The sequence below is a fragment of the Streptomyces sp. NPDC031132 genome (assembly GCF_055570595.1).
The window spans coordinates 24,700-48,683 of the sequence record NZ_JBVIGX010000006.1; the positions used below are offsets into that span (position 1 = coordinate 24,700).

Annotated in this window: 22 protein-coding genes; 6 read left to right on the forward strand and 16 right to left on the reverse strand. The window is 73.3% G+C overall.

What is annotated here, in order from left to right:
• The first annotated feature begins 89 nt into the window (after positions 1-89).
• Entirely contained in the window at positions 90-1,463 is a 1,374-nt protein-coding gene (locus tag ACZ49B_RS11320) for an aminopeptidase P family protein (RefSeq protein WP_468303488.1), read from the forward strand.
• A 37-nt stretch (positions 1,464-1,500) separates the two neighbouring features.
• Here ACZ49B_RS11320 and ACZ49B_RS11325 read toward each other — a convergent pair whose 3' ends face one another.
• The 3 genes from ACZ49B_RS11325 to ACZ49B_RS11335 form a co-directional block, all read right to left on the reverse strand.
• Complete coding sequence (locus ACZ49B_RS11325; protein ID WP_468303491.1) at positions 1,501-2,061, reverse strand: hypothetical protein; 561 nt, start codon at positions 2,059-2,061, stop codon at positions 1,501-1,503.
• Positions 2,062-2,150: 89 nt separating this feature from the next.
• On the reverse strand, positions 2,151-2,576 hold the full coding sequence (locus ACZ49B_RS11330; RefSeq protein ID WP_468303494.1) for a RidA family protein: 426 nt from the start codon (positions 2,574-2,576) through the stop codon (positions 2,151-2,153).
• Positions 2,573-3,715: an acyl-CoA dehydrogenase family protein gene (locus ACZ49B_RS11335; RefSeq protein ID WP_468303497.1), complete on the reverse strand. Its 1,143-nt coding sequence runs from the start codon at positions 3,713-3,715 to the stop codon at positions 2,573-2,575. Before ACZ49B_RS11335 ends, ACZ49B_RS11330 begins: the two co-directional genes overlap by 4 nt.
• A gap of 138 nt (positions 3,716-3,853) precedes the next feature.
• On the opposite strand from ACZ49B_RS11335, the gene ACZ49B_RS11340 reads away from it, so the two are divergent.
• The 3 genes from ACZ49B_RS11340 (at position 3,854) to ACZ49B_RS11350 (ending at position 7,230) form a co-directional block, all read left to right on the forward strand.
• Positions 3,854-5,482: an AMP-binding protein gene (locus ACZ49B_RS11340; protein WP_468303499.1), complete on the forward strand. Its 1,629-nt coding sequence runs from the start codon at positions 3,854-3,856 to the stop codon at positions 5,480-5,482.
• A 28-nt stretch (positions 5,483-5,510) separates the two neighbouring features.
• Positions 5,511-6,317, forward strand: a complete 807-nt coding sequence (locus ACZ49B_RS11345; protein ID WP_468303502.1) for a PaaX family transcriptional regulator — start codon at positions 5,511-5,513, stop codon at positions 6,315-6,317.
• 73 nt (positions 6,318-6,390) lie between these two features.
• Positions 6,391-7,230, forward strand: coding sequence for a GNAT family N-acetyltransferase (locus ACZ49B_RS11350; RefSeq protein ID WP_468303505.1), 840 nt, complete (start codon positions 6,391-6,393; stop codon positions 7,228-7,230).
• A 22-nt stretch (positions 7,231-7,252) separates the two neighbouring features.
• Here ACZ49B_RS11350 and ACZ49B_RS11355 read toward each other — a convergent pair whose 3' ends face one another.
• From ACZ49B_RS11355 to ACZ49B_RS11395, 9 genes are all read right to left on the reverse strand, one after another.
• Positions 7,253-9,526 carry a bifunctional salicylyl-CoA 5-hydroxylase/oxidoreductase gene (locus ACZ49B_RS11355; protein WP_468303508.1) on the reverse strand — a complete coding sequence of 758 codons (2,274 nt, stop codon included), beginning with the start codon at positions 9,524-9,526 and terminating at the stop codon, positions 7,253-7,255.
• Between the two features lie 4 nt (positions 9,527-9,530).
• Positions 9,531-10,358 carry an enoyl-CoA hydratase family protein gene (locus tag ACZ49B_RS11360; protein ID WP_468303511.1) on the reverse strand — a complete coding sequence of 276 codons (828 nt, stop codon included), beginning with the start codon at positions 10,356-10,358 and terminating at the stop codon, positions 9,531-9,533.
• Between the two features lie 116 nt (positions 10,359-10,474).
• Positions 10,475-11,488: an ornithine carbamoyltransferase gene (argF, locus tag ACZ49B_RS11365; RefSeq protein ID WP_468303514.1), complete on the reverse strand. Its 1,014-nt coding sequence runs from the start codon at positions 11,486-11,488 to the stop codon at positions 10,475-10,477.
• 159 nt (positions 11,489-11,647) lie between these two features.
• Positions 11,648-12,874 (reverse strand): arginine deiminase, encoded by a 1,227-nt coding sequence (locus ACZ49B_RS11370; protein WP_468303517.1) that lies wholly within the window; start codon positions 12,872-12,874, stop codon positions 11,648-11,650.
• Between the two features lie 100 nt (positions 12,875-12,974).
• A complete protein-coding gene (locus tag ACZ49B_RS11375; protein ID WP_468303519.1) occupies positions 12,975-13,442 on the reverse strand; it encodes a hypothetical protein in 468 nt (155 codons plus the stop codon).
• Between the two features lie 269 nt (positions 13,443-13,711).
• Complete coding sequence (locus ACZ49B_RS11380; RefSeq protein WP_468303523.1) at positions 13,712-16,267, reverse strand: polynucleotide kinase-phosphatase; 2,556 nt, start codon at positions 16,265-16,267, stop codon at positions 13,712-13,714.
• The gene (locus ACZ49B_RS11385) at positions 16,264-17,727 is read right to left on the reverse strand and encodes a 3' terminal RNA ribose 2'-O-methyltransferase Hen1 (protein WP_468303526.1); all 1,464 of its coding nucleotides are present in this window, start codon (positions 17,725-17,727) and stop codon (positions 16,264-16,266) included. Before ACZ49B_RS11385 ends, ACZ49B_RS11380 begins: the two co-directional genes overlap by 4 nt.
• 124 nt (positions 17,728-17,851) lie before the next feature.
• Positions 17,852-18,787, reverse strand: a complete 936-nt coding sequence (gene mmuM, locus ACZ49B_RS11390) for a homocysteine S-methyltransferase (protein ID WP_468303529.1) — start codon at positions 18,785-18,787, stop codon at positions 17,852-17,854.
• Between the two features lie 16 nt (positions 18,788-18,803).
• Positions 18,804-19,730 (reverse strand): LLM class F420-dependent oxidoreductase, encoded by a 927-nt coding sequence (locus ACZ49B_RS11395; protein WP_468303531.1) that lies wholly within the window; start codon positions 19,728-19,730, stop codon positions 18,804-18,806.
• Positions 19,731-19,960: 230 nt separating this feature from the next.
• Here ACZ49B_RS11395 and ACZ49B_RS11400 point away from each other — a divergent pair, with 230 nt between their 5' ends.
• Entirely contained in the window at positions 19,961-20,236 is a 276-nt protein-coding gene (locus tag ACZ49B_RS11400; RefSeq protein WP_468303534.1) for a hypothetical protein, read from the forward strand.
• Positions 20,237-20,304: 68 nt separating this feature from the next.
• On the opposite strand, the gene ACZ49B_RS11405 is transcribed toward ACZ49B_RS11400, so the two are convergent.
• The 4 genes from ACZ49B_RS11405 to ACZ49B_RS11420 form a co-directional block, all read right to left on the reverse strand.
• Positions 20,305-20,790: a DUF6099 family protein gene (locus ACZ49B_RS11405; protein WP_468303537.1), complete on the reverse strand. Its 486-nt coding sequence runs from the start codon at positions 20,788-20,790 to the stop codon at positions 20,305-20,307.
• Between the two features lie 124 nt (positions 20,791-20,914).
• On the reverse strand, positions 20,915-21,295 hold the full coding sequence (locus tag ACZ49B_RS11410) for a nucleotide pyrophosphohydrolase (RefSeq protein ID WP_468303540.1): 381 nt from the start codon (positions 21,293-21,295) through the stop codon (positions 20,915-20,917).
• A complete protein-coding gene (locus ACZ49B_RS11415) occupies positions 21,292-22,626 on the reverse strand; it encodes an AAA family ATPase (RefSeq protein ID WP_468303543.1) in 1,335 nt (444 codons plus the stop codon). Before ACZ49B_RS11415 ends, ACZ49B_RS11410 begins: the two co-directional genes overlap by 4 nt.
• Positions 22,627-22,693: 67 nt before the next feature.
• Positions 22,694-23,089 (reverse strand): cell division protein SepF, encoded by a 396-nt coding sequence (locus tag ACZ49B_RS11420; RefSeq protein ID WP_030293940.1) that lies wholly within the window; start codon positions 23,087-23,089, stop codon positions 22,694-22,696.
• Positions 23,090-23,252: 163 nt separating this feature from the next.
• Here ACZ49B_RS11420 and ACZ49B_RS11425 point away from each other — a divergent pair, with 163 nt between their 5' ends.
• Complete coding sequence (locus ACZ49B_RS11425; RefSeq protein WP_468303546.1) at positions 23,253-23,966, forward strand: DUF2470 domain-containing protein; 714 nt, start codon at positions 23,253-23,255, stop codon at positions 23,964-23,966.
• Positions 23,967-23,984 lie beyond the last annotated feature (18 nt).

Genomic DNA, 23,984 nt, shown 5'->3' on the forward strand with positions numbered 1-23,984 from the left:
CCGCGGTGTGAGCTGTAACATAGTAATGTGAAATTGCACTGACAAGACCTGTGCGCCCACCAGTTCGCATCTTCTTGAGGGAGCCCCCCGTGACCGAAACCCCCTCCCGCCTCAACATCGGCAGCCACGACCTGCCGGTGTCACCGGAGTTGTCCCGCTTCATGGCCGCCGACTGGGCGGCGTCCCCCCTCCCCGACGCCGCGCGGGTCTCCGCGCACGAGGTCACCCCGGCCCGGCGCGCCCGGCTCTCGGCGCGCTTCCCGGGCGAGCGGCTGATCGTCCCGGCCGGCGAGCTCAAGGTCCGCTCCAACGACTGCGACCACCGCTTCCGCCCGCACAGCGCGTACGCCTGGCTGACCGGACTGACGGGCGAGGACCAGGTGGGCCACGTCCTGGTGCTGGAGCCCTCGGGCCCGCACGGCCACGAGGCCGTGCTGTACCTGCGCCCCCGCTCCCCGCGCGCGGACGGCAACGAGGAGTTCTACCGGGACCGCCGCTACGGGGAGTTCTGGGTCGGCCGCCGCCCCGACCTGGCGGAGGCGCAGCGCCTGACCGGCCTGCGCTGCGCCCACCTGGACGACCTCGGCTCCCCCGCGGGCCGCAACGCCGCGACCGACACCGAACTGGCCGCCGCGCTCTCCGAGTTGCGGCTGGTCAAGGACGCCTGGGAGGTCGGGCAGCTCCAGCTCGCCGTCGACCACACGGCGGCCGGTTTCGAGGACGTCGTACGGGCGCTGCCGCGCGCACTGGCGCACCCGCGCGGCGAGCGGTGGATCGAGGGGGTCTTCGGCCTGCGCGCCCGGGCGGAGGGCAACGGCACCGGGTACGACACGATCGCGGCGTCGGGCGCGCACGCGTGCGTCCTGCACTGGATCCGCAACGACGGCCGGCTCGACCGGAACGAACTGCTGCTGCTGGACGCGGGCGTGGAGACCGACAGCCTCTACACGGCGGACATCACGCGCACCCTCCCGCTGTCGGGGCGCTTCTCGCCCGTGCAGCGGCAGGTGTACGAACTGGTGCTGGCGGCTCAGGACGCTGGCATGGCGGCGCTGCGCCCGGGCGCGAGCTTCCGGGACTTCCACCGGGCCGGAATGCGGGTGATCGCGGAGGGCCTGGCGGAGTGGGGCGTCCTGAAGGACGCGCGGGGCGACCTGCACCGGCGGTACACGCTGTGCAGCAGCGGTCACATGCTGGGCCTGGACGTGCACGACTGCGCGAAGGCGCGCGCGGAGACCTACCTGGACGGGGTCCTGGAGGAGGGCCAGGTTCTGACGGTCGAGCCGGGCCTGTACCTGCAGCCGGACGACGAGACCCTGCCCCCGGAGTTGCGCGGCATCGGGGTGCGCATCGAGGACGACCTGGTCATCACGGCGAAGGGCGCCCGACTGATGTCAGGCGCCCTGCCCCGCACGGTCGCGGGGATCGAGGAGTGGATGGGGGCTCTGCTGGAGAGCCGGTGAAGCCGGGGGTCAGTGGCCGGGGTGGCCGGCGGTCCGGTCAGTGGCCGCCACCGCCTCCGCCACCCCCGCCTCCGCCGCCGCCACCGTGGCCGCCGCCGCCACCGTCGCCGCCGCCCCCTCCGCCGCCGTCGTGGCCACCGCCACCGCCACCGTCGCCACCACCGCCGCCGCCGTAGCCACCGCCACCACCGTCGTGGCCGCCGCCACCGTCACCGCCGCGGCCGGACCCGTTGTCGTTCCAGCCGCTGTTGTGACCGCTGCCCCAGTTGTTGTCGTTCCGGTTGTCATGGTTGGAGCGGCCGTCGTTCCACCGGCTGTTGTCCCAGTTGTTCCAGTTGTCGTGCCAGTTCGCGTTGTGCCGGCTGTCGTTGCGGGAGTCGTTGTCCCAGCACCAGCTGGGGCGGTCGTTCCAGTTGTGCCAGCGGGAGGGGTCGCAGCAGTCACGCCAGTGGTCCCCGCGCCAGTCGTCGGAGCACCATCCCGTGTTGTTCTGCTGGGTCTGAGGGAGACCCGCGGCGAACGCCCCGCCGACAGGCATCAGGCCGAGCGCGACTCCCGCGGCTCCCGCCACGATCGTCGCGGTGATGACACGGCGCATGACCATGCACCTCCGAGGATTGAGACATTCCTTACAAAAAGGTCATTTCCACCCTCACCCCTCCCTGGCTCGCTGTCAAAACCACCTGGTCAGCGGTCCGGCAACTCGGATACGGCCGCACCGAGTACGGCAATACCGTCCAGTTCGACCAGGGCCGGCTCGTCCCAGAGGCGGACCACTCCGATGACCGCCATGGCCGGGTAGTCGCGGCCGGCCAGCCGGCGCCAGACGCGGCCGAGTTCGGGCGCGTGGGTGCGGTATGCGTCCACGTCGACCGTGTAGACCGTCACGCGGGCCAGGTCGGCCGGGGTGCCGCCGGAGGCGGCGAGCGCCGCCAGGAGGTTGGCCAGAGCGCGTTCGAACTGCTCGGGCAGGGTGTCCCCGACCACCTTGCCCGAGGCGTCGAGCGCGGTCTGGCCGGCCAGGAAGACGAGCCGGGAGCCGCTCGCGGCCACGGCGTGGGAGAAGCCCGCCGGCGGGGAGAGCTCCGCCGGGTTGATCCGCTCGAGACTCACCGGTAGAGCTCCTTCGCGATGATCGTGCGCTGGACCTCGCTCGCACCCTCGTAGATGCGCGGGGCCCGCACCTCCCGGTACAGGTGCTCCAGCAGGTGGCCGCGCTGGAGGGCGACGGCGCCGTGCAGCTGGACCGCGTGGTCCACCACGTACTGGGCCGTCTCCGTGGCCAGCAGTTTCGCCATCGCCGACCGGCGCGGGACGTCGGGCGAGCCGGCGTCGTACGCGCCCGCCGCCGCGTAGACCAGCAGCCGGGCGGCCTCGGTGCGGGTGGCCATCTCGGCCACCCGGTGGCCCACCGCCTGGAGGTCTCCCAGCACCCCGCCGAACGCGGGCCGCGCCGCCGTGTAGGCCAGGGTCGCGTCCAGCGCGGCCCGGGCCATGCCGACGGCGAAGGCCCCCACGCTCGGGCGGAACAGGTTCAGCGTGTCCATCGCCACCCGGAAGCCCCGGCCGGGCTCGCCGAGCAGGTCCTGCGGGCCGACCGGGACCCCGTCGAACGAGAGCCGGCCGATCGGATGCGGCGAGAGCATGTCCAGGGGCTCCCCCGACAGGCCGGGGCGGTCCGCCGGGACCAGGAAGGCGGTGACGCCCTTGGCGGCCGGCCCCTCGCCGGTGCGCGCGAACACCGTGTAGAAATCCGCCTCGGGGGCGTTGGAGATCCAGCACTTCTCACCGCTGAGCCGCCAGCCGCCGGCGCCGTCGTGCCCGCTCCCGCTCCCCCCGCCCCCGTCCCGTACGGCCTGCAACGCCAGCGCCGCCGCGTCCGAGCCGGCCCCCGGCTCGCTCAGCGCGAAGGCCGCCACCGCGCGCCCGGCCCGCACCTGCGGCAGCCAGCGCGCCCGCTGCTCCGGCGTCCCCGAGCTGAGCACCGGATGCGCCCCCAGGCCCTGGAGGGCAAGGGCCGTCTCCGCCTCCGTGCATCCGTACGCGAGGGATTCGCGGAGCAGGCACAGCTCCAGCGCCCCCGAGGTGAAGACCCGCTCCAGCAGGCCCAGCTCACCGAGTGCCGCGAGCAGCGGACGGTTGACCCGCCCCGGCTCGCCCTTGTCGGCGAGCGGCCGCAGCCGGTCCGCCGCCAGCGCGCGCAAGTGCCCGCACCACTCCTCTTGTTCCGCCCCGAGCGCGAATCCGGTCATCCGAATATCCCCGCTTCTATCGCGTCCTGTTGACTGCCGTCACCATCACGATACGCTCGTAGCGCACGTGCACGGCCTGCTCCGCCACTTCGGTCCCTCACCCGGGGGCCGCTGCCGTTGCAAGGGGGCGAACCCGCCTTGGAGCTCAAGCCTTCCGCCCACGCCGACACCTTCGCGCGCGACCACCTGCCACCGCCCCACGCCTGGCCGCGGCTGCTGTTCGAGCTCCCCGAACTGGCCTACCCGGACCGGCTCAACTGCGGCGCCGAGCTGCTCGACGTCACCGTCGCCCGGTTCGGGCCCGACCGCCCGGCCTTCCGCAGCGGCACGGGCGAGGTGTGGTCGTACGGAGAGCTGCGCGAGCGCGTGGACCGCCTCGCGCACGTGCTCACGGCGGACCTCGGCGTGGTCCCCGGGAACCGGGTGCTGCTGCGCGGCCCCACCGGCCCGTGGCTCGCCGCCTGCTGGCTGGCGGTGATGAAGGCGGGCGCGGTGGCGGTGACGGTCCTCGCCCAGCAGCGGGCGCAGGAGCTGGCCACGGTCTGCGCGATGGCCCGGGTGCAGCACGCGCTGTGCCATGTGGGCGCACTGGACGACCTGGCCAAGGCCGAGGTTCCCGGCCTGCGGATCACCCCGTACGGCGGCGAGGCCCCGGACGACCTGCTGCGGCTGGCCGGCCGGCACGAGGCGCCCTTCCGCGCCGTCGAGACCTCCGCCGACGACGTGGCCCTGATCGCCTTCACCTCGGGGACCACCGGCCGCCCCAAGGGCTGCATGCACTTCCACCGCGATCTGCTCTCCGTCGCCGACACCTTCTCCCGCAACGTCCTGCGCCCCCGCCCCGACGACGTCTTCGCGGGCAGTCCGCCGCTCGGCTTCACCTTCGGCCTCGGCGGCCTGGTCGTCTTCCCGCTGCGCGCCGGCGCCTCCGCACTGCTGCTCGACCAGGCGGTCCCGCGCCGGCTGCTGCCCGCACTCGCCGCACACCGGGTCACGGTGCTGTTCACCGCGCCCACCGCGTACCGGGCGATGCTGGACACCCTGGGCCCGTACGACGTGGGCGCGTACGACCTGTCCGCGCTGCGCCGCTGCGTCTCGGCGGGCGAGAACCTCCCGGCGGCCACCTGGCAGGCCTGGTACGAGCGCACCGGACTGCGGATCATCAACGGCATCGGCGCCACCGAGCTGCTGCACATCTTCATCTCGGCGGCCGACGAGGACATCCGCCCGGGTACGACCGGCCGCGTGGTGCCGGGCTGGCAGGCACGGGTGGTGGACGCCTCCGGCCGGCCGGTCGCGGACAACGAGCCGGGGCTCCTGGCCGTGCGCGGCCCGGTGGGCTGCCGCTACCTGGCGGATCCGCGGCAGGAGGAGTACGTACGGGACGGCTGGAACCTGACCGGGGACACCTACGTCCGCGATCCGGAGGGCTACTTCCGGTACGTCGCCCGCGCCGACGACATGATCGTCTCGGCGGGCTACAACATCGCGGGCCCGGAGGTGGAGGAAGCCCTGATGCGCCACCCGGACGTGGTGGAGGCTGCGGTCGTGGGCCGCCCGGACGAGCGACGCGGCCAGGTCGTGGTGGCGTACACCGTCCTGAGGGCGGGTGCGGCGCTGACGGAAGAGGCCCTGCGTACGTTCATGCGGGCGGAACTGGCCCCGCACAAGTGCCCCCGCTCCTTCGTCTTCCTCTCGGCGCTCCCGCGGACCGCGACCGGGAAACTGCAGCGGTTCCGGCTGCGAGACGGAGCTGATCCGGCCTGATCGGCAAGACGCCCCCTAGAGTGAACCCGTGGTCGAGCAGCACACCCCGCGATCCCTGATCGTCACGTTCTACGGAGCCTACGGGCGGGCCTTCGAGGGTCCGGTCCCGGTGTCGGCGCTGGTCCGCCTGCTGGGCGCGGCCGGCGTGGACGCCCCGTCGGTCCGCTCGTCGGTGTCCCGGCTGAAGCGGCGCGGCTTCCTGCTGCCCTCGCGCGCCGCGGACGGCTCGGCGGGGTACGGGCTCTCCGCGGAGGCGCGGCAGCTGCTGGACGACGGCGACCGGCGGATCTACGGGGACCGCGACGCGCACCCGCCGGGAGAATGGCTGGTGGCGGTGTTCTCCGTGCCGGAGCAGGAGCGGCACAAGCGGCACCTGCTGCGCTCGCGGCTGGCCCGGCTCGGCTTCGGCGCGGTGGCGCCGGGGGTGTGGATCGCCCCGGCCCACCTGTACGAGGAGACCGGGCACACCCTGGGCCGGCTGCACCTGACGGCGTACGTGGAGCTGTTCCGCGGCGGCCACCTCGGCTTCGCCCCGACCGCCGAGGCGGTGGCCCGGTGGTGGGACCTGACCTCGCTGGCCAAGCAGCACGAGGAGTTCCTCGACCTGCACGAGCCGGTGCTGCGCGCCTTGCAGTCGGGTCCGGCGCCGACGCCGGAGGAGGCCTACCGCGGCTACCTCCTGGCGCTGGACACCTGGCGCCGCCTCCCGTACGCCGATCCGGGCCTGCCGCGCGAGCTGCTGCCGGCGGACTGGCCGGGCGACCGGGCGGCGGCGGTCTTCGCCGAACTGCACGCCCGGCTGCGGGACGTCGGGGCGGGGTTCCTGGGGCCGTAGGGGTGTCTTGCCGTCCGGTTCGCCGGAGAGAAACTGATGTGCGCGGGGAAACGATCCGGCGCCATCATGAGCCATGACCTGGACCTTCACCCATGACCTGGCGGCCTACCTGGCCGCGGCGGGCCCGGCCGTCGCCGGCGAGCCCGTCGCCAACACCTCCCTGCTGACCGTGACCGACGCGCTGGAGCGGCGCGGCCTGGACGCGTACGGATCCGCCGAGCCCTTCTTCGGCTGGTGGACCGGCGCCGACGGGAGCGTCACCGGCGCCCTGCTGTGCACCCCGCCGCACCCGCTGCTGATCGGGGCGCTGCCGGACGAGGCCGTCGCCGGGCTGGGGGCCGCGCTCGCCGCCGAGCCGCTGCTCGCCGGGGTCGACGCACTGACCGCCCGCCGCCGCGACGCGGAGGCGCTGGCCGCGGCCTGGGGCAGGCCGAGCGAGGTCACCGAGGAGAACCGCCTGTACCGGCTCGCCGGCCTCGTGGCCCCGGATCCCGCCCCGGCCGGGCGGGCCCGGACCGCCACCGAGGCCGATCTGCCGTTGCTGATGGAGTGGGCCGGCGCCTTCAAGCGGGAGACCGGGGAGCCGGGCGGCCCCTCCGAGGCCTTCCTTCGCGACCGGCTCTCGTACGGGGGCATGCTGCTCTGGGAGGACGCCGGGACGCCGGTGTCGATGGCCGGGTTCTTCCGCCCGATCGGCTCGGCCGCCCGCGTCGGCCCCGTGTACACCCCGCCGGAGCTCCGCGGCCGCGGTTATGCCGCCGGGGTCACGTACGCGGTGAGCGAAGCGGCGCACGCGGCCGGGGCCTCGGAGGTGCTGCTCTTCACGGACCTGGGCAACCCCACCAGCAACGGCGTCTACCAGCGCCTGGGCTACACCCCGGTCGAGGACCGCATCGAGGTGGCCGCCCTCTGAGGGCGGCCGGAGGACGCCTCCCTCAGCCGCGGCCGGCCGGCGGTTTGCGGCTGCCGGCCCGGTAGGGGGCGGGCCAGGGGGCCGCCGGGCCGGCGTAGGACTGGTCGGCGGCCGCGTGCAGGGTCCAGTGCGGGTCGTACAGGTGGGGGCGGCCGACGGCGCAGAGGTCGGCGCGGCCCGCCAGCAGCAGGGAGTTCACGTCGTCCCAGGAGGAGATGGCGCCGACGGCGATGACCGGGACGCCCAGCGCGTTGCGGATCCGGTCCGCGTACGGGGTCTGGTACGAGCGCCCGAACTCGGGGGCCTCGTCCGCCACCACCTGGCCGGTCGACACGTCGATGGCGTCGGCGCCGTGGGCGGCGAAGGCGGCCGCGATGTCCACCGCGTCCTGGGCGGAGGTACCGCCCGGGGCCCAGTCGGTGGCGGAGATGCGGACGGTCATCGGGCGGTCGTCGGGCCAGACCGCGCGGACCGCGTCGAAGACCTCCAGCGGGAACCGGAGCCGGTTCTCCAGCGGGCCTCCGTAGGCGTCCGTACGGTGGTTGGTGAGCGGGGACAGGAAGCCGGACAGCAGGTAGCCGTGGGCGCAGTGCAGTTCCAGCAGGTCGAACCCGCAGTCGGCGGCCCGTACCGCGGCGGCCGCGAAGTCGGAGCGGATCGACGCGAGGTCCTCCGCCGTCAGCGCGCGCGGGACGGCCGAGACGCCCGGCCGGTAGGGCAGCTCCGAGGCCGCCACGACCGGCCAGTTGCCCTCCGGGAGGGGGTCGTCCATGCCCTCCCACATCAGCCGCGTCGAGCCCTTGGGACCCGAGTGGCCGAGCTGGACGCCGAGCGCGGTGCCGGGCGCGGAGGTGTGCACGAAGTCGGCGATCCGGGTCCAGGCGGCCGCCTGCTCCGCCGTGTACAGGCCGGTGCAGCCGGGGGTGATCCGGCCCTCGGCGGACACGCAGACCATCTCGGTCATCACCAGGGCGGCTCCGCCGAGGGCCCGCGCGCCCAGGTGCACCAGGTGGAAGTCCCCGGGCGTCCCGTCGCCGTCCTGCGCGGAGTACATGTCCATCGGGGAGACCACGACCCGGTTGCGCAGGGTCAGCCCGCGCAGCTTCAGGGGCGTGAACATCGGGGGGGTGTCCTCGTCCGGGCAGCCGAAGTCCCGTTCGACGGCCCGGGTGAACCGCTCGTCGCGCAGCCGCAGGTTGTCGTGGGTCACCCGGCGGCTGCGGGTGAGCAGGTTGAAGGCGAACTGCCGGGCGGGCTGGTCCACGTATCCGGCGAGTTCCTCGAACCACCGCATGCTGGCGGCGGCGGCCCGCTGGGTCGAGGCCACCGCCGGGCGCCGTGCGGCCTCGTACGCGGCCAGGGCGCCGGGCACGTCCGGCTGCGCGGCCACGGCTTCGGCGAGCGCGAGCGCGTCCTCCACCGCCAGCTTGGTGCCGGAGCCGATGGAGAAGTGCGCGGTGTGCGCCGCGTCGCCGAGCAGGACCACGTTGCCGTGGGACCACCGTTCGTTGACGACCGTTCGGAACTCCGTCCACGCCGAGCGGTTTCCGTGCAAAGGCCGGCCGCGCAGGGCCTCGGCGAAGATCTTGGCGCAGCGGGCGGCCGATTCGTCCTCGTCGCACAGGTCGAGCCCGGAGGCGTGCCACACCTTCTCGTGCATCTCCACGATCACGGTGGAGGCGTCCGCCGAGTACGGGTAGGCGTGCAGCTGCATGACGCCGTGCTCGGTCTCGGCGATCTCGAAGCGGAACGCGTCGAAGGCGAAGTCGGCGGCGAGCCAGATGTAGCGGCACTGCCCGCTCGTCAGCGTCGGCCGGAAGTGCGCGGCGCCGCTCTGCCGGGTCGCACTGTGCACCCCGTCGGCCGCGACCACCAGGTCGTACGAGGCCGCCAGCAGCGCGGCGGCCGGCGCCCCGGTGCGGAAGCGGAGCGTCACCCCGAGCCCGGCGCAGCGCTCGTGCAGGATCTCGAGCAGCCTGCGCCGCCCGATGGCGGCGAAGCCGTGGCCGCCGGAGGTCAGCAGCCGCCCGCGGTGGACGACGTCGATGTCGTCCCAGCGCACGAACTCCGCGCCGAGGGCGGCGTGGACCAGGGTGTCGGCCGCTTCGATGCCGCCGAGGGTCTCGTCGGAGAGCACCACGCCGAAGCCGAAGGTGTCCTCGGGGGCGCCGCGTTCCCAGAGTTCGACGGTGTGGCCCTGGCGGGCCAGCAGTGCGGCGGCGTACAGGCCCCCGGGCCCGCCGCCGATGACGGCGACCCGCAACGGGCTGCCGACCCGCATGGTGCCCGCAGCCATGGCGCTACCTGCCCTTCCACTCCGGGGGCCGCTTCGTGGTGAAGGCGGCGTGGAACTCGGCGTAGTCCCGGCCGTGCATCAGCAGGGCCTGGGTGTTGGCGTCGAGCTCGACCGACGCGGCCAGCGGCATGTCGAGCTCGGCGGTCAGCAGCGCCTTGGTCTGCGCGTACGCGAGGGCCGGGCCGGCCGCGAGGTGCGCGGCGAGTTCGGCGGCCCGTACGCCGGCCTTGCCCTCCTCGGTGACCTCGCTGAGCAGGCCGATGCGCTCGGCCTCCGGCGCGCGTACGGGCTCTCCGAGCATCAGCAGCCGGGTGGCGTGGCCGAGGCCGACGACGCGGGGCAGCAGGTAGGCGGCGCCCATGTCGCCGCCGGAGAGGCCGACGCGGGTGAAGAGGAACGCGAAGCGGGCCGTGGGGTCGGCGATCCGGAAGTCGGCGGCGAGGGCGAGGACGGCGCCGGCCCCGGCGGCGACCCCGTGCACGGCGGCGATCACCGGGAAGGGGCATTCGCGGACGGCCCGCACCACCTGGCCGGTCATCCGGTTGAAGTCGAGGAGCTGGGCGGTGTCCATCGCGAGGGTGGCGCCGATGATCTCGTCGACGTCCCCGCCGGAGCAGAACCCGCGGCCCTCGCCGCCGAGCACCAGGGCGCGTACGGACCGCTCCCGGGAGAGTTCGGCGAGCAGGTCGCGCAGGTCGGCGTAGGCGCCGAAGGTGAGGGCGTTGAGCTTCTCTGGGCGGTCGAGGGTGACGGTGGCCACGCCGTCCTGCCGGGTCACCCGCAGGTGGCGCCACCGTTCGGTCGCTGCTGTGGAACCGATGAAGGGGCTCACACGATCGACGGTATCACTGCATCGTGACTGCCGTCACAGAAACGCGACACATGGGTGAGGCGCCCTGCCGCCCCGGCCCGCATGACTATGCGGTGCCGGGCCGGCATCAGCCCCCACTAGGAGCCGACCGGCGGGGCGAGGGTTGCGACGAGCACGGCCTTGATGGTGTGAAGCCGGTTTTCGGCCTCGTCGAAGACGAGGGAGTGCTCGGATTCGAACACCTCGTCCGTCACCTCGAGCGACTCCAGCCCGTGCCGCTCGTGGATCTCCCGGCCGACCTTGGTGCCCAGGTCGTGGAAGGCGGGCAGGCAGTGCAGGAACTTCACGTCGGGGTTCCCGGTCGCGCGCAGCACGTCCATCGTGACGGCGTACGGCGCCAGGGCGCCGATCCGCTCGTCCCAGACCTCCTTGGGCTCGCCCATGGAGACCCACACGTCGGTGGCGACGAAGTCCGCCTGGGCCACGCCCTCGGCGACGTTCTCCGTCAGCGTGATCCGGGCCCCGCTGGCGGCCGCGAGCCGGCGCGCCTCCGACACCACGGACTCGGCCGGCCAGTAGGCCTTCGGCGCGACGATGCGTACGTCCATGCCGAGCAGCGCGCCGGTCACCAGGTACGAGTTGCCCATGTTGAAGCGGGCGTCGCCGAGGTAGGCGAAGGTGATCCGGTCCAGCGGCTTGGGGCAGTGCTCGGTCATGGTGAGCACGTCGGCCAGCATCTGGGTGGGGTGCCAGTCGTCGGTGAGCCCGTTGAACACCGGCACGCCGGAGTGGGCGGCGAGCGCCTCGACGGCCGCCTGGCTGTCACCCCGGTACTCGATGCCGTCGAACATCCGGCCGAGCACCCGCGCCGTGTCCTTGACCGACTCCTTGTGGCCGATCTGGGAGCTGGCCGGGTCGAGGTAGGTGGTGTGGGCGCCCTGGTCGGCGGCGGCGACCTCGAACGCGCAGCGGGTGCGCGTCGAGGTCTTCTCGAAGATCAGCGCGATGCTCCTGCCCTGGAGGCGGCGCTGCTCGGCCCCGGCCTTCTTGGCCGCCTTGAGGTCGGCGGCGAGCTCGATCAGGCCGCGGAACTCGGCGGCTGAAAAGTCGAGCTCCTTGAGGAAACTGCGGCCGACGAGGTCGGTGGCCATCGGGGTACTCCAGGGTCGCGCTGACGGGGATGCTGGAAGTGTATACGCCGTCCTGCATTGATATACAGCCCCCCATCCACCGGTCCGCCGGCCTCCGGTTTGCGCCTCCTGCTCCTACGCCCGCCCTCCTGGTGCCCGGTCCTCCGGTTCCCCTCCGGATCAGGCCGGGTCCCGCTCCACCGGGCAGCTCATGCACCGCGGCCCGCCGCGGCCCCGCCCCAGCTCGCTGCCCGGGATCTCGATGACCTCGATGCCCTCCTTGCGCAGGTGCGTGTTGGTCGTCACGTTCCGCTCGTACGCCACCACCACCCCCGGCTCGACAGCCAGCACGTTGCAGCCGTCGTCCCACTGCTCGCGCTCCGCCGCGTGCACGTCCTGCGTCGCGGTCAGCACCCGGATCGAGTCCAGCCCGAGCGCGGCCGCGATCGCCCGGTGCATGTGCTCCGGCGGATGGTCGGTCACCTTCAGCTCCTGCAGGCCGGCGCCCGGCTCGATCGTGTAGGAGCGCAGCATGCCGAGGCCCGCGTACTGGGTGAACGTATCTCCGTCCACCATCGTCATGACGGTGTCCAGGTGCATGAACGCCCGCCGCTTCGGCATGTCCAGCGCCACGATGGTGGTCGCCGACCCGGCCGCGAAGAGGCCGCGCGCGAGCATCTCCACCGCCTGCGGCGTCGTCCGCTCGCTCATCCCGATCAGCACCGCGCCGTTGCCGATGACGAGCACGTCCCCGCCCTCGATGGTCGAGGGGTAGTCCGCCTGCCCCTGCGACCAGTAGTGGAAGGCCCCCGAGGAGGTGAAGAGCGGGTGGTGCTTGTAGATCGCCTCGAAGTGCACCGTCTCGCGCTGCCGGGCCGGCCAGCGCATGGCGTTGATGGACACCCCGTCGTAGATCCAGGCGGAGGTGTCCCGGGTGAACAGGTGGTTGGGCAGCGGCCCCAGCAGGAAGTCGTCCAGCTCCATGGCGTGGAAGCGCACCGACACCGGCTCGGCGTGCCGCTCCAGGTACTCCCGCTTGGTCATCCCGCCGACCAGCGCCTCGGCCAGCCCGGTCGCCGGCAGCTGGTCGAAGACCGCGCGCAGGTGGTCGGTGGCGAGCGGACCGTACTCCTTCTCGTCGAACACCCGGTCCAGTACGAGGTGTCTGGCCTCCGGGATCTCCAGGGCCTCGCACAGCAGGTCGCCGAAGAGGTGCACCTCCACGCCGCGGTCGCGCAGGACGTCCGCGAAGCCGTCGTGCTCCTGGCGGGCCCGGCGCACCCACAGCACGTCGTCGAAGAGCAGCGCGTCCTTGTTGCTCGGTGTGAGCCGCTTCAGCTCCAGGTCGGGCCGGTGGAGGATGACGCGGCGAAGCCGCCCGGTCTCGGAGTCGACATGGAATCCCATGGCGTACACGTTCGCAGACCGGACGGCTTTTTGATGTGGCGTTCGCTCAGGAGACCGAGCGCAGCCGGCAACCCCCGCAGGCCCGTCGGCCCCCGCGGGGTCAGCGCAGACCGAGGAGTGCCGTCGGGGTCCCGATGAGCTCCGGGGTGGTCAGGCCCAGCTTGGGCATGGTCAGGTCCGGGATCCCGAAGTTGTCGCCGTTCGGCATCGTCAGCGGGGCGCCGACGACCGCCCCGGGGGTCCGGGCGAGCAGGCCGGTGGCCGGGGACTCCAGCGTGCCCTCGCCGTCCGTCTTCGGGTCGCCGAGCAGGTTCGGCACCGGCGCACCGACCAGGGTGCTGCCGAGCTCGGTGCTGACCGGCAGCACCGGGAGGATCGGGTTGGGGAGCAGATCGCCCGTGTGGTACCGGGGAGCCTCCGGGGCGCCGACGACCGGCACCGGCACCGCGGTGGCCACGCGCGGGGTGTCCACGCCCAGCGTGGTCTTCACGGCGTCCAGTGGCACGGCCACCGGCACCGAGTCGGCCACGGCCGGGGTGGCCGCGCCGGCCGCGGCCATACAGGTCATGAGTGCCGCAATGCTTCCGCGCGCGGTCATCTTCATAAGTGACGTTCCGTCCTTCCAGGGTTGCGGACATTCCGCTGCCCTGGATGAACGATCCCGCCGGTGGTTTTCCTGGCGTTCTTCGGGAAAGTTCCCCCATACGACCTAATTCGGGGCCGTACGGGGGCCTCACCTTTACGGCGGCGTGCGACGCGCCGTCACCGTCCGCGTCACAGCCTCCGTCCTCCGCGCCCTGGCCTCAGCGTCGTGGCCTCTGCGTACTGGCCTCTGCGTCACAACCGGGGGTCGACCGGCTCCGATTCGAGGGCGAGCACCCCGAAGACCGCCTCGTGCACCCGCCACAGCGGCTCCTCGCCCGCCAGCCGGTCCAGGGCTTCCAGCCCGAGCGCGTACTCGCGCAGGGCCAGCGAGCGCTTGTGCCCCAGGAACCGCCGGCGCAGCTTCTCCAGCTGCTCCGGACGCGTGTACTCCGGCCCGTAGATGATCCGCAGGTACTCGCGGCCGCGGACCTTGACGCCGGGCTGGACCAGGCGCCCCTTGCCGTCCCGGGCGTACGCCTGGAGCGGCTTGACGACCATGCCCTCGCCGCCCGCGGCCGTCAGCTCCAGCCACCAGTCGGTGGCCGCCCGTACGGAGTCCTCGTCGGCGGTGTCGACCAGGATCCGGCCGGTGCGGCGCAGCAGCCCGGTGCCGGCCGGCTGGTCGGGGTCATCGGCTTCGACGAGCCGGTCCAGCCAGAACAGCTGCTCGTCGTGCGGTACGCCGGCCAGCGAGCGCCCGGCTGCCGCCAGGAGCTGGAAGGGCGCGAACCGTACGCCGTCCAGCCCGTCCGTGGTCCAGCAGTAGCGCCGGTAGGCGTCGGTGAACCGCTCGGCGTCGGCGGCCCGGTCGCGCTGGCGGGCGAGCAGGTCGCCGGTGTCGATGCCCCGGCCGGCTGCCGCGGCCAGGGCGGCGAGGGCGTCCGGGAAGACGGCGCGGGAGGCCGCGCCGACGGCGGCGTACTGGTTGCGCAGCAGGCCGGCGGACTTGAGCGACCAGGGCAGCAGCTCCCCGTCCAGCAGCAGCCAGTCGGTGGCCAGTTCCTCCCACAGGCCCGCGCGGGTGATGGCGCCGCGGAGCCGGGCGAGGACCTCCTCGGTGACCTCGGGGTCGTGGAAGAAGGGCCGGCCGGTGCGGGTGTAGACGGACCCGGTCGGCCCGTCGACGCCGAAGCGCTCGCGGGCGCTCTCGGCGTCCTTGCAGACCAGAACCGTGGCCCGGGAGCCCATGTGCTTCTCCTCGCACACGACCTGGGCGACGCCGTCCTTGCGGTACTGGGCGAAGGCCTCGGCCGGGTGCTCCAGGTAGCCCTCCTCCTGCGAGGTGGCGGTGGGCGCCATGGTCGGCGGCAGGTACGGGACCAGCCGGGGGTCCACCGCGAAGCGGCTCATGACCTCCAGGGCCGCCGCCGCGTTCTCCTCGCGCACGGTGACGTTGCCCAGGTGCCGGGTCTCGACGATCCGGCGCCCGTGGACGTCGCCGAGGTCGAGCGGGCGGCCGTCGTGACCGCCGGGCGCCTCGGAGACCAGCGGCCTGACCGGCTCGTACCAGACCTTCTCGGCCGGTACGTCGACCAGTTCGCGCTCGGGCCAGCGCAGGGCGGTCATCTTCCCGCCGAAGACGGCGCCCGTGTCGAGGCAGATGGTGTTGTTGATCCAGGCGGTGTTCGGGACCGGGGTGTGGCCATAGACCACGACCGCCTTGCCACGGTAGTCCTCGGCCCACGGGTAGCGCACGGGCAGGCCGAACTCGTCGGTCTCGCCGGTGGTCTCCCCGTACAGGGCGTGCGAGCGGACCCGGCCGGAGGTGCGGCCGTGGTACTTCTCGGGCAGGCCGGCGTGGCAGACCACCAGCTTGCCGCCGTCGAGGACGTAGTGGCTGACCAGGCCCGCGATGAAGCTGCGGACCTCCTGGACGAACTCCTCCGGCTCGTGGCTCAGCTGCTCGATCGTCTCGGCCAGCCCGTGGGTCTGCTGGACCTTGGAGCCCTTGAGGTAACGGCCGAGCTTGTTCTCGTGGTTCCCGGGCACGCACAGGGCGTTGCCGGACCCGACCATGCCCATCACACGGCGCAGGACGCCGGGGCTGTCCGGGCCGCGGTCGACGAGGTCGCCGACGAAGACCGCGGTGCGGCCCTCCGGGTGGACGCCGTCCTCGTACCCGAGCTTGCCGAGCAGGGTCTCCAGCTCGGAGGAGCAGCCGTGGATGTCGCCGATGATGTCGAAGGGGCCGGTGAGGTGGGTGAGGTCGTTGAACCGCTTCTCCAGCACTATCTCGGCGGCCTCGGCCTCCTCGACCGAACGCAGCACGTGCACCTTGCGGAAGCCCTCGCGCTCCAGTCCGCGCAGCGAGCGGCGCAGGTCGCGGCGGTGCCGCTGGATGACGGCGCGGGGCAGCCCGGCCCGGTCGGGGCGGGAGGCGTTGCGTTCGGCGCAGACCTCCTCGGGCATGTCGAGGACGATGGCGATGGGCAGCACGTCGTGCGCGCGGGCGAGCTGGACCAGCTGCCGGCGGGCCTCGGGCTGCACGCTGGTCGCGTCGACGACGGTCAGGCGGCCGGCTTCCAGCCGCTTGCCGGCGATGTAGTGGAGTACGTCGAAGGCGTCCTTGCTGGCGCTCTGGTCGTTCTCGTCGTCGGAGACCAGGCCCCGGCAGTAGTCGGAGGAGAGGACCTCGGTGGGCTTGAAGTGCTTGCGGGCGAAGGTGGACTTGCCGGAACCGGTGGCCCCGATCAGGACGACGAGGGACAGGTCGGTGACGGGAAGTACGCGCGTGCCGGTCGTGGTCATGCAACCTCACCCTCCTTCTGGATATCGGTGTTGATCTGCGAAAAGACGGCCATCTGGGTCGGCGGCCCCACCTCGGGGTCGTCGTCGCCGACGGGAACGAACTCGGCCGCGTACCCATAGCGTTCGGCGACCTCGCCGGCCCAGGTACGGAACTCCGCACGGGTCCACTCGAAGCGGTGGTCGCCGTGCCGGACGTGCCCGGCGGGCAGGGTCTCCCAGCGGACGTTGTATTCGACGTTCGGGGTGGTGACGAGGACGGTGCGGGGGCGGGCCGAGCCGAACACCGCGTACTCCAGGGCGGGCAGCCGCGGCAGGTCCAGGTGCTCGATGACCTCGCTGAGCACGGCCGCGTCGTACCCGGCGAGCCGCTTGTCGGTGTAGGCGAGCGAGCCCTGCAGCAGCTGCACGCGGCTGCTCTGCCGCTCGCCCATCCGCTCGAGGCGCAGCCGCTTGGCGGCCATGCCGAGGGCCCGCATGGACACGTCGACACCGACGATCTCGGTGAAGTCCACGTCCTTGAGGAGGGCCTGCACCAGCTGTCCCTGTCCGCAGCCGAGGTCGAGGACCCGGGCCGCGCCGGCGGCGCGCAGGGCGCCGAGGATCGCCTCGCGGCGCTGCACGGCGAGCGGCACGGGCTTCTCGTCGGTCTCCGCCACGGCGTTGTCGAGCTCCTCGACCTCACTGCCGTCGACCTCGGCGAGCCGGACCAGCTCCAGCCGCTCCAGGGCGTCGCGGGTCAGCCGTTTGTGCCGGGCGAGATAGCGAGCACTGATGAGTCCGTTCTCGGGGTGCGTGGCCAGCCAGCCGTCTCCGGCGCGCAGCAGCTTGTCCACCTCGTCGGGGGCGACCCAGTAGTGCTTGGCGTCGTCGAGCACGGGCAACAGGACGTAGAGCTGTCGCAGGGCGTCGGCGAGCCGCAGCTCGCCCTCCAGGACGAGCCGCACGTACCGGGAGTCCCCCCACTCGGGGAACTGCTCGTCGAGCGGTACGGGTTCGGCCTGTACGAGGTCCCAGCCGAGCGGATCGAACAGCCGGTGCACGAGGGCCGCCCCGCCCCGGGCGGGCAGCACCGGGATCTCGATCCGCAGCGGACGAGCCTGCTCCGGCAGCTCGGGCCGGGCGGTGCACTGGCCCTTGAGCGCACTGCGGAAGACGGAGCTGAGCGCGACGGCGAGCAGCGAGGAGGCGGCGTACGGGCGGTCGTTGACGTACTGCGCGAGCGCGGCGTCGGGCGCCCCGCCCCGCCCCTTGCCCTGCCCGCGCCGCACGAGCGCGACGGGATCCACCTCCAGCAGCAGAGCCGCCGTGCACCGCGCATCCGTGGCTTCGGGGTAGAAGACCTGGGCGACGCCGTGGGAGGTGGAAAACGCCTGCACCTTCCCGGGGTGCTTGTGCAGCAGGAAGCCCAGGTCGGTAGCCGGGTGCTCAGCACTGCCAGTGCTGGAGATCGTCAAGAACATGCAGCTCAGCATGCCTGCCGCCCGATACCGGGGGCCACTGGATTTCCCCCCTCCCTCCGCCCGCCGCCCCGCCCGCGCATCCCGGTTCGGGCACGTGCCCGAGGCGCTCGCGGCAGGCGCTGTGTCAGGCGCGCCGGCGCCCCTGACCGGTCCCGTCCCCCGAAGTCCCTGAGGCCAGTGCGGCGATGCCCGCCGGGCCGATGCGGCAGCAGCCGCCGATCAGGCGGGCGCCCGCCGTGCGCCAGGCCTCGACGGGCCAGGGGGCGGGGGCGGGCGGGGCGTGCCAGGTGGCGGTGGGCGCGTCCCAGACGGAGCCGTCGTTGGGGTAGGCCAGGAGCGGCTTGGCGGTGACGGAGGCGGCGGCCTCGAGGGCGGGCAGTACGTCCGCCGGGTCGCAGCAGTTGACGCCGAGGGCGATGATCTCCGGGGTCCCGGCCGCGAGGGCGAAGGCCTCGGGGAGGGGTTGGCCGGCGCGGGTGCGGTCGCCGGCCACGGTGTAGCTCAGCCAGGCGGGCATGCCGGTCCCGGCGAGGACGCTGAGGAGGGCTTCCGCCTCGTCGGCGTCCGGGACGGTCTCCAGGGCCAGGACGTCGGGGCCGGCCTCGAGCAGCGCCTCGATGCGCGGGCGGTGGAAGGCGGCGAGCTCGCGCACGCTCAGCCCGTACCGCCCGCGGTACTCGGAGCCGTCCGCGAGCACCGCCCCGTACGGGCCGACCGAGGCGGCGACCCAGACCTCGTGGTCCGCGGCCTCGGCCGCCCGGGCGGCGAGTGCGACGCTGCGGTGCAGCAGGGCGGTGGTCGCGGCCCGGTCGTGCCCGTGGGCGGCGAAGGCCTCGTACCCGACCTGGTAGCTCGCGGTGATCAGCACCTCGGCGCCGGCCCGCGCGTACGCCGTGTGGGCGGCCTCCACCTGGTCGGGCCGCTCGGCGAGCACCCGGCCCGACCAGAGGCCGCCGGACAGGTCGCAGCCCTGGTCGGTGAGCTGGTTGCTCAGCCCGCCGTCCAGAAGGACGACCCTGGCGGCCAGGGCTTCGGCGAGCGGGCCGGACGCGCGGGGCATCGGTCGTACGCCTCCCTCAGCCGCCGAGCTGGGACAGCACCTGGGCCGAGATCAGCTCCAGGTGGTCCAGGTCGTCGAGGTCGAGCAGCTGGAGGTAGACGCGGGAGCTGCCGACGGCCGCGTAGGCGCCGATCTTCTCCACGACCTCGGCCGGGGAGCCGGCCAGGCCGTTGGCCTTGAGCTCGTCCACGTCCCGGCCGATGGCGGCGGCGCGGCGGGCGACCTCGGCGTCGTCCTTGCCGACGCACACCACGAGGGCGTTGGAGTAGACGAGGTCGTCGGCGCCCCGCCCGGCCTCCTCGGCGGCCCGGCGCACCCGGCCGAACTGCCGCTCGCTGTCCGCGATCGACGCGAACGGCATGTTGAACTCGTCGGCGTACCGGGCCGCGAGGCGCGGGGTGCGCTTGGCACCGTGGCCCCCGATGAGCACGGGCACCTTGGCCTGGGCCGGCTTGGGCAGCGCCGGGGACTTCTCCACCCGGTAGTGGGTGCCGGTGTAGTCGAACGTGGCGCCGGGCTCGGTCGCCCACAGGCCGGTGACGATGGCCAGTTGCTCCTCGAGCCGGGCCATCCGCTCCGCCGGGAACGGGATGCCGTACGCCTTGTGTTCCTCCTCGAACCAGCCCGCGCCCAGACCCAGTTCGATCCGGCCTCCGGACATCTGGTCGACCTGGGCCACCTGGATGGCGAGCACGCCGGGCAGCCGGAAGGTGCCGGCCGTCATCAGCGTGCCCAGCCGGATCCGCCGCGTCTCCCGGGCCAGGCCCGCGAGGGTGATCCAGGCGTCGGTGGGCCCGGGCAGGCCGTCCGCCGAGCCCATCCGCAGATAGTGGTCCGACCGGAAGAACGCGTCGAAGCCCAGGTCCTCGGTGGCCTTGGCGACGGTCAGGAGGGTGTCGTAGCTGGCGCCCTGCTGCGGTTCGGTGAAAATACGGAGATCCATACGTCCCATCCTGCCTCCCCGGGCCGCTTCCGGCAGGCGCCCCCGTCCCACCCCGGCAGGGTGAATCTGCGTCAACCCTGCGGTCCACCCCGCATCCGGCCAGTGACCAGCCCGGACGGGGATCGTTGGCTCGGACGGAGCCGGACCGCCCGGCCCGCGCGCCGGCGGCCCATCGCCGGTCGTTCATCGCCCCCTTCCGTCGTGGAAGGGCCAGGGCCGAGGAGGCCGCCATGTCCCACGAGGCCGTGCCGGAGACCCGCCAAGAGAACGGACAGACCGGACAGGCAGCACACGACCACGCACGTCAGGAGCCCGCGACGGCCGCCCAGGGCGGCGCACCGAAGGGCCTGCTGCAGCAGATGGAAGAGCTGATGGCGGCGCTGAACGCCGACCTGTCGCAGCTCGACGCCGATCTCCAGTCCTCCACGGACCGCGCCCCCGGCACGCCGCCGGCCCCGGGCAGCCGTGCCCCCGAGAGCGAGCGCCCGTCCTACCGGTCGTACTGACCGTGCGGGTCCCGTCGCGCGCGGCGGGACCCTCGACCCCGATCTGCCGCCGTTCTCCCGCTCGCCCGTCAGGCCACGCCCGAGGCGGATCCCCGTTCGCGCACCGTCAGGCGCCGTAGGACACCCCGGACCCGGTCGCTCGATTCGTCGGCTGCGTCGATGGACTCTATGCACTGCCAGTACAGGCCTTCGTCGTCCGTCGCGCAGGCCACCCCGACCAGGGCTATGCCCACTTCGCCGAGCAACGCCTGCAGTCCGAGCAGAGCCTGGCGGACATCCGCCACCCCGGTCAGCTGCGCCGCTCTCGGTGGATGGTCGGGCGGGCTGCCCTCGCCGCGCAGGGCGGCTCTGTCGAGCACCCCGCAGCCTCTGCCCCCTGCTTCACCCAGTCCCCGTGCCTCCGATCTCAGCTCCGGCGGCCCGGTGACCGCCAGCCAGCTCCCTATCCCCTGCGCGAGCGCCTGGGCCTGCCAGGCCTCGCCGACGATGTCCATCGCCGCCCCGCTCTGTGCCAGCGCGTGCCGGCCGGCCGCGATGAGCCGTACCGCATCCATATGCCGTCCCCCGTCCGCACGACATCCACCCGTTCTCACCACTACCCAGAGTGAGGGCAATGGGCCAGTAAAGCCAGGGGTATTCGGAAATCTGTGGACACAAACATGGTTGTGGACGACGCCATCACTCCGAAGAGTGACAATTCGATGTCGGAGGTCCCGTCACCGGGAAGCGGAGCTCGTTCCTCTCGATCTTCGCGGCGAGCGCATCCAACACATCCACCCCGAGAACCTCACAGAATTGCAGCAGATACGCCAGCACGTCGGCCACCTCATCGGCCACGCGGTGCGCGGTTTCCGGCTTCTCCATGACCTTCGCCGACTGTTCCGGGGTCAGCCACTGGAAGATTTCGACCAGTTCGGAAGCCTCCACGCTCAGCGCCACGGCCAGGTTCTTGGGCGTGTGGTACGGCTCCCAGCCGCGCGCGGCGGCGAACTCGGCCAGCCGCCGCTGCAGTTGGTGCAGCCGCTCATCGGAGTGCTCTGTGTCGTGGGTATCGCTCATGGCCCCAGGTCTACCACCGTCACCCCGGGGGTCACGCGGGCGGCCGCGCCCGTCTCCTCCCCCACCGCGGCGAGCAGGCGGACATGGCCGCGGCCGCAGCACAGCAGGGCCAGCCGCAGCAGCTCGGCGTTCTGCCGCCGGTCCAGGCCGCGGTCGAATCCGTCGGCGAGCACCGTCAGCGCCTGCCGGGCGGAGAGCAGTTCGGCGACCGGGTCCATGGCCAGTACCCCCGGGCCGGTCAGCAGGACCAGCGCCAGCGCGAGGAAGCGGAGCTCGCCCGCGCCCAGCCGTCCCAGTTCCGTGGCGGGTCCGGCGGAGCCGCGGTCCAGCAGCGCCGTGACGGGGCCGTGCGCGGGAGCCCGTACGTCCAGGCCCTGCACCGGGCCCGAACAGCCGGTGCGCGCCGCCGCGGCCAGCAGCGCATGGCGGGTGCCGCACTCGTGGCGGGTACGGCGCAGGACGTCGGCCAGGTTGGCGCAGTCGCCCAGCAGCCGGCCCGCGCCCGGCGGGACGGGGGCGCGCATGCGCTCGGGGTGCGGGTCGCAGGGGAACACCGAGCGCAGGGCCACCACCACCTGCTCGGCGGCGGCGAGGACCTGCCGCTGTCCGGCCGTGGCGCCTGCCACGCGCAGCGGGAGCAGGGCGGTGCCGAGCCGGTCGTCGGGCAGCGGGGCCCGGGTGACGCCGATGGCCCCGCCGGTCAGCCAGGAGGCCTGTACGGAGCGTCGGCCGGGGTCGCGCAGGGCGGTGCTGAGCAGGATCTGCCCGTCGACCGAGAGCCGTTCGCCGACGATCCGCAGGGCGGGCTCGGCCTGGACGGCGAGGTCGAGGCGGACGGGCCCGGCCGGGCCGTCGACGGTGCAGCCGATGCGGAACCCGCGTCGCCCCTCGCCGTCGGGCAGGGCCCGGTCGGGGATCCGGGCCCGCGGGTCGGGGAACGCCTCCTCCAGGGTGGCGCCGGATCCCAGCCCGGCCAGGGCTTCGTAGGCGGCCAGAACCTGGGACTTGCCGCTGCCGCTGGGCCCGGTCAGGAAGGTCACGGGCCCGAGCGGGAAGACGGCCGCGCGGTGCGCCCCGAAGGCGGAGAGCCGCAACTCGGTGACGGCGGGCCGGTGGTGCACGACGGGCCGTGGGACATCGGCCGGGACGCCGTGGGCGTCGGCCGGGACGGAGTGGGCATCGGCCGGCACGCCGTGGGCATCGGCCGGGGCGGCGGCGCCGGGTGGCACGTCACGGTCGGACGGCAAGGTGGCGTCGGCCCGCGGGCCGGCAGGGGCATCGGATAACGCGACAGGGGCAGAGGCCCCCGCCGCGTCCAAGGTGGCGTCCATGCGCCGGACGGTACGGCCCGCCGGGCCCCCGGTGGGCTCGGCGAACCGTTCCGCCCTGGCGACCTTCCTACGATCGGGGGACGGCGGCGGCCGCGATCCCCTCGACCTCGGTCCCGACGGGCGCCAGCAGGAAGACGTTCCGGTCGACCCGGTGCATCCCGCTGCCCAGCCCGAAGACCACGCCGCTGCTGAAGTCGAGGATCCGCTTGGCCACTTCGCTGTCCGCGCCGGTGAGGTCGAGCAGCACCGGGATCTGCGCGATCAGGTACTCGGCCACCTCCCTGGCGTCGGCGAAGATCTGGACCCGGATCACGACGAAGCGCCGCTGTTCCGCCGCAGCAGCTCCCGGCGCCGTGGGGATCGTGCGGTGGTCCACCCGGGAGGGCCACTCGTTGCGACTGCGCAGGGGGACCACCTGCGCGAGCCCCTCCCACTGTTCGTCCGTGACGTCGTACCTGCTCACCGGGCCGCCTCGGCCGTGCGCTTCATGTGCATCCCGCCATCCTCTCGTGTTTCACCCGTTCAGCCCAACAACGACACGAGCGACGCAGGGTACTCCTGCACAAGCGAATAGATTAGGTTAGGCATACCTAAGTCACTCGCCCCAGGACGATGGAGAGATCCGCATGCGCATGTCCGGTGCTGCCCCTGCCACCGCGGCCGCCGGCCGGCCCACCGACGCCGAGCGGGTCCGCTCGATCCTGGTCGCCGCCCACTCCATGACCGTGGTCACCGACGGGCTGCGCAGCGAGGTCCGCCACCTCGACGGGGCGGACCCGATGGGCCGGCTGCACCTGCACCCCGGCGAGCCCGGCGGCGACGGCGCGTACCGGCCTTCGATCCGGCTGGAGTTCACCGACATCGCCCCCACCCCCGTACGGGACCGGGTGCGCGCCCGCGTCACGATCCTGGGCCGGCTGCTCTCGCCCTCCACGGACGAAGGCGCCGACTCCACCTGCATGGAATTCGGCCGGGCCGTCCTCGAGACCGCGGAGGGCCGCTCGTACGTCGGCCTCGAAGAGCTCGACGCGGCCTGCCCCGACCCCCTTGCCCCGTTCGAGGGCGGGATGCTCACGCACCTCCTCGACGACCACGCCGAACTCGTCACCCTCCTGCTGCGCCTGGTCCAGCCGCTGCCCGCCGGCGCGATCGTCCGCGCACTGCCGCTCGCCATGGACCGGTACGGGATCACCCTGCGCCTGGAGCAGCGGCGCGGACACCGCGACGTACGACTGCCGTTCCCCTCGCCGCTCGACGACGTCGAGCAGTCCGGGGTGCAGATCCAGGCCCTGTTCAGCGCGGCCCGGCGCAGCTCGCACCGCAACAGCCTGCCCGCGTGAGGAATAGGTCCGTACGGG

Coding starts and splice junctions, on each gene's coding strand:
- ACZ49B_RS11375 (WP_468303519.1), bottom strand. CDS start 13,442: ATGACCTGTATGGCCGCGGCCGGCGCGGCCACCCCGGCCGTGGCCGAC.
- ACZ49B_RS11380 (WP_468303523.1), bottom strand. CDS start 16,267: ATGACCACGACCGGCACGCGCGTACTTCCCGTCACCGACCTGTCCCTC.
- ACZ49B_RS11370 (WP_468303517.1), bottom strand. CDS start 12,874: ATGGGATTCCATGTCGACTCCGAGACCGGGCGGCTTCGCCGCGTCATC.
- mmuM (WP_468303529.1), bottom strand. CDS start 18,787: ATGCCCCGCGCGTCCGGCCCGCTCGCCGAAGCCCTGGCCGCCAGGGTC.
- ACZ49B_RS11415 (WP_468303543.1), bottom strand. CDS start 22,626: ATGGACGCCACCTTGGACGCGGCGGGGGCCTCTGCCCCTGTCGCGTTA.
- ACZ49B_RS11410 (WP_468303540.1), bottom strand. CDS start 21,295: ATGAGCGATACCCACGACACAGAGCACTCCGATGAGCGGCTGCACCAA.
- ACZ49B_RS11335 (WP_468303497.1), bottom strand. CDS start 3,715: ATGACCGGATTCGCGCTCGGGGCGGAACAAGAGGAGTGGTGCGGGCAC.
- ACZ49B_RS11395 (WP_468303531.1), bottom strand. CDS start 19,730: ATGGATCTCCGTATTTTCACCGAACCGCAGCAGGGCGCCAGCTACGAC.
- ACZ49B_RS11400 (WP_468303534.1), top strand. CDS start 19,961: ATGTCCCACGAGGCCGTGCCGGAGACCCGCCAAGAGAACGGACAGACC.
- ACZ49B_RS11355 (WP_468303508.1), bottom strand. CDS start 9,526: ATGGCTGCGGGCACCATGCGGGTCGGCAGCCCGTTGCGGGTCGCCGTC.
- argF (WP_468303514.1), bottom strand. CDS start 11,488: ATGGCCACCGACCTCGTCGGCCGCAGTTTCCTCAAGGAGCTCGACTTT.
- ACZ49B_RS11405 (WP_468303537.1), bottom strand. CDS start 20,790: ATGGATGCGGTACGGCTCATCGCGGCCGGCCGGCACGCGCTGGCACAG.
- ACZ49B_RS11350 (WP_468303505.1), top strand. CDS start 6,391: ATGACCTGGACCTTCACCCATGACCTGGCGGCCTACCTGGCCGCGGCG.
- ACZ49B_RS11385 (WP_468303526.1), bottom strand. CDS start 17,727: ATGTTCTTGACGATCTCCAGCACTGGCAGTGCTGAGCACCCGGCTACC.
- ACZ49B_RS11325 (WP_468303491.1), bottom strand. CDS start 2,061: ATGCGCCGTGTCATCACCGCGACGATCGTGGCGGGAGCCGCGGGAGTC.
- ACZ49B_RS11425 (WP_468303546.1), top strand. CDS start 23,253: ATGCGCATGTCCGGTGCTGCCCCTGCCACCGCGGCCGCCGGCCGGCCC.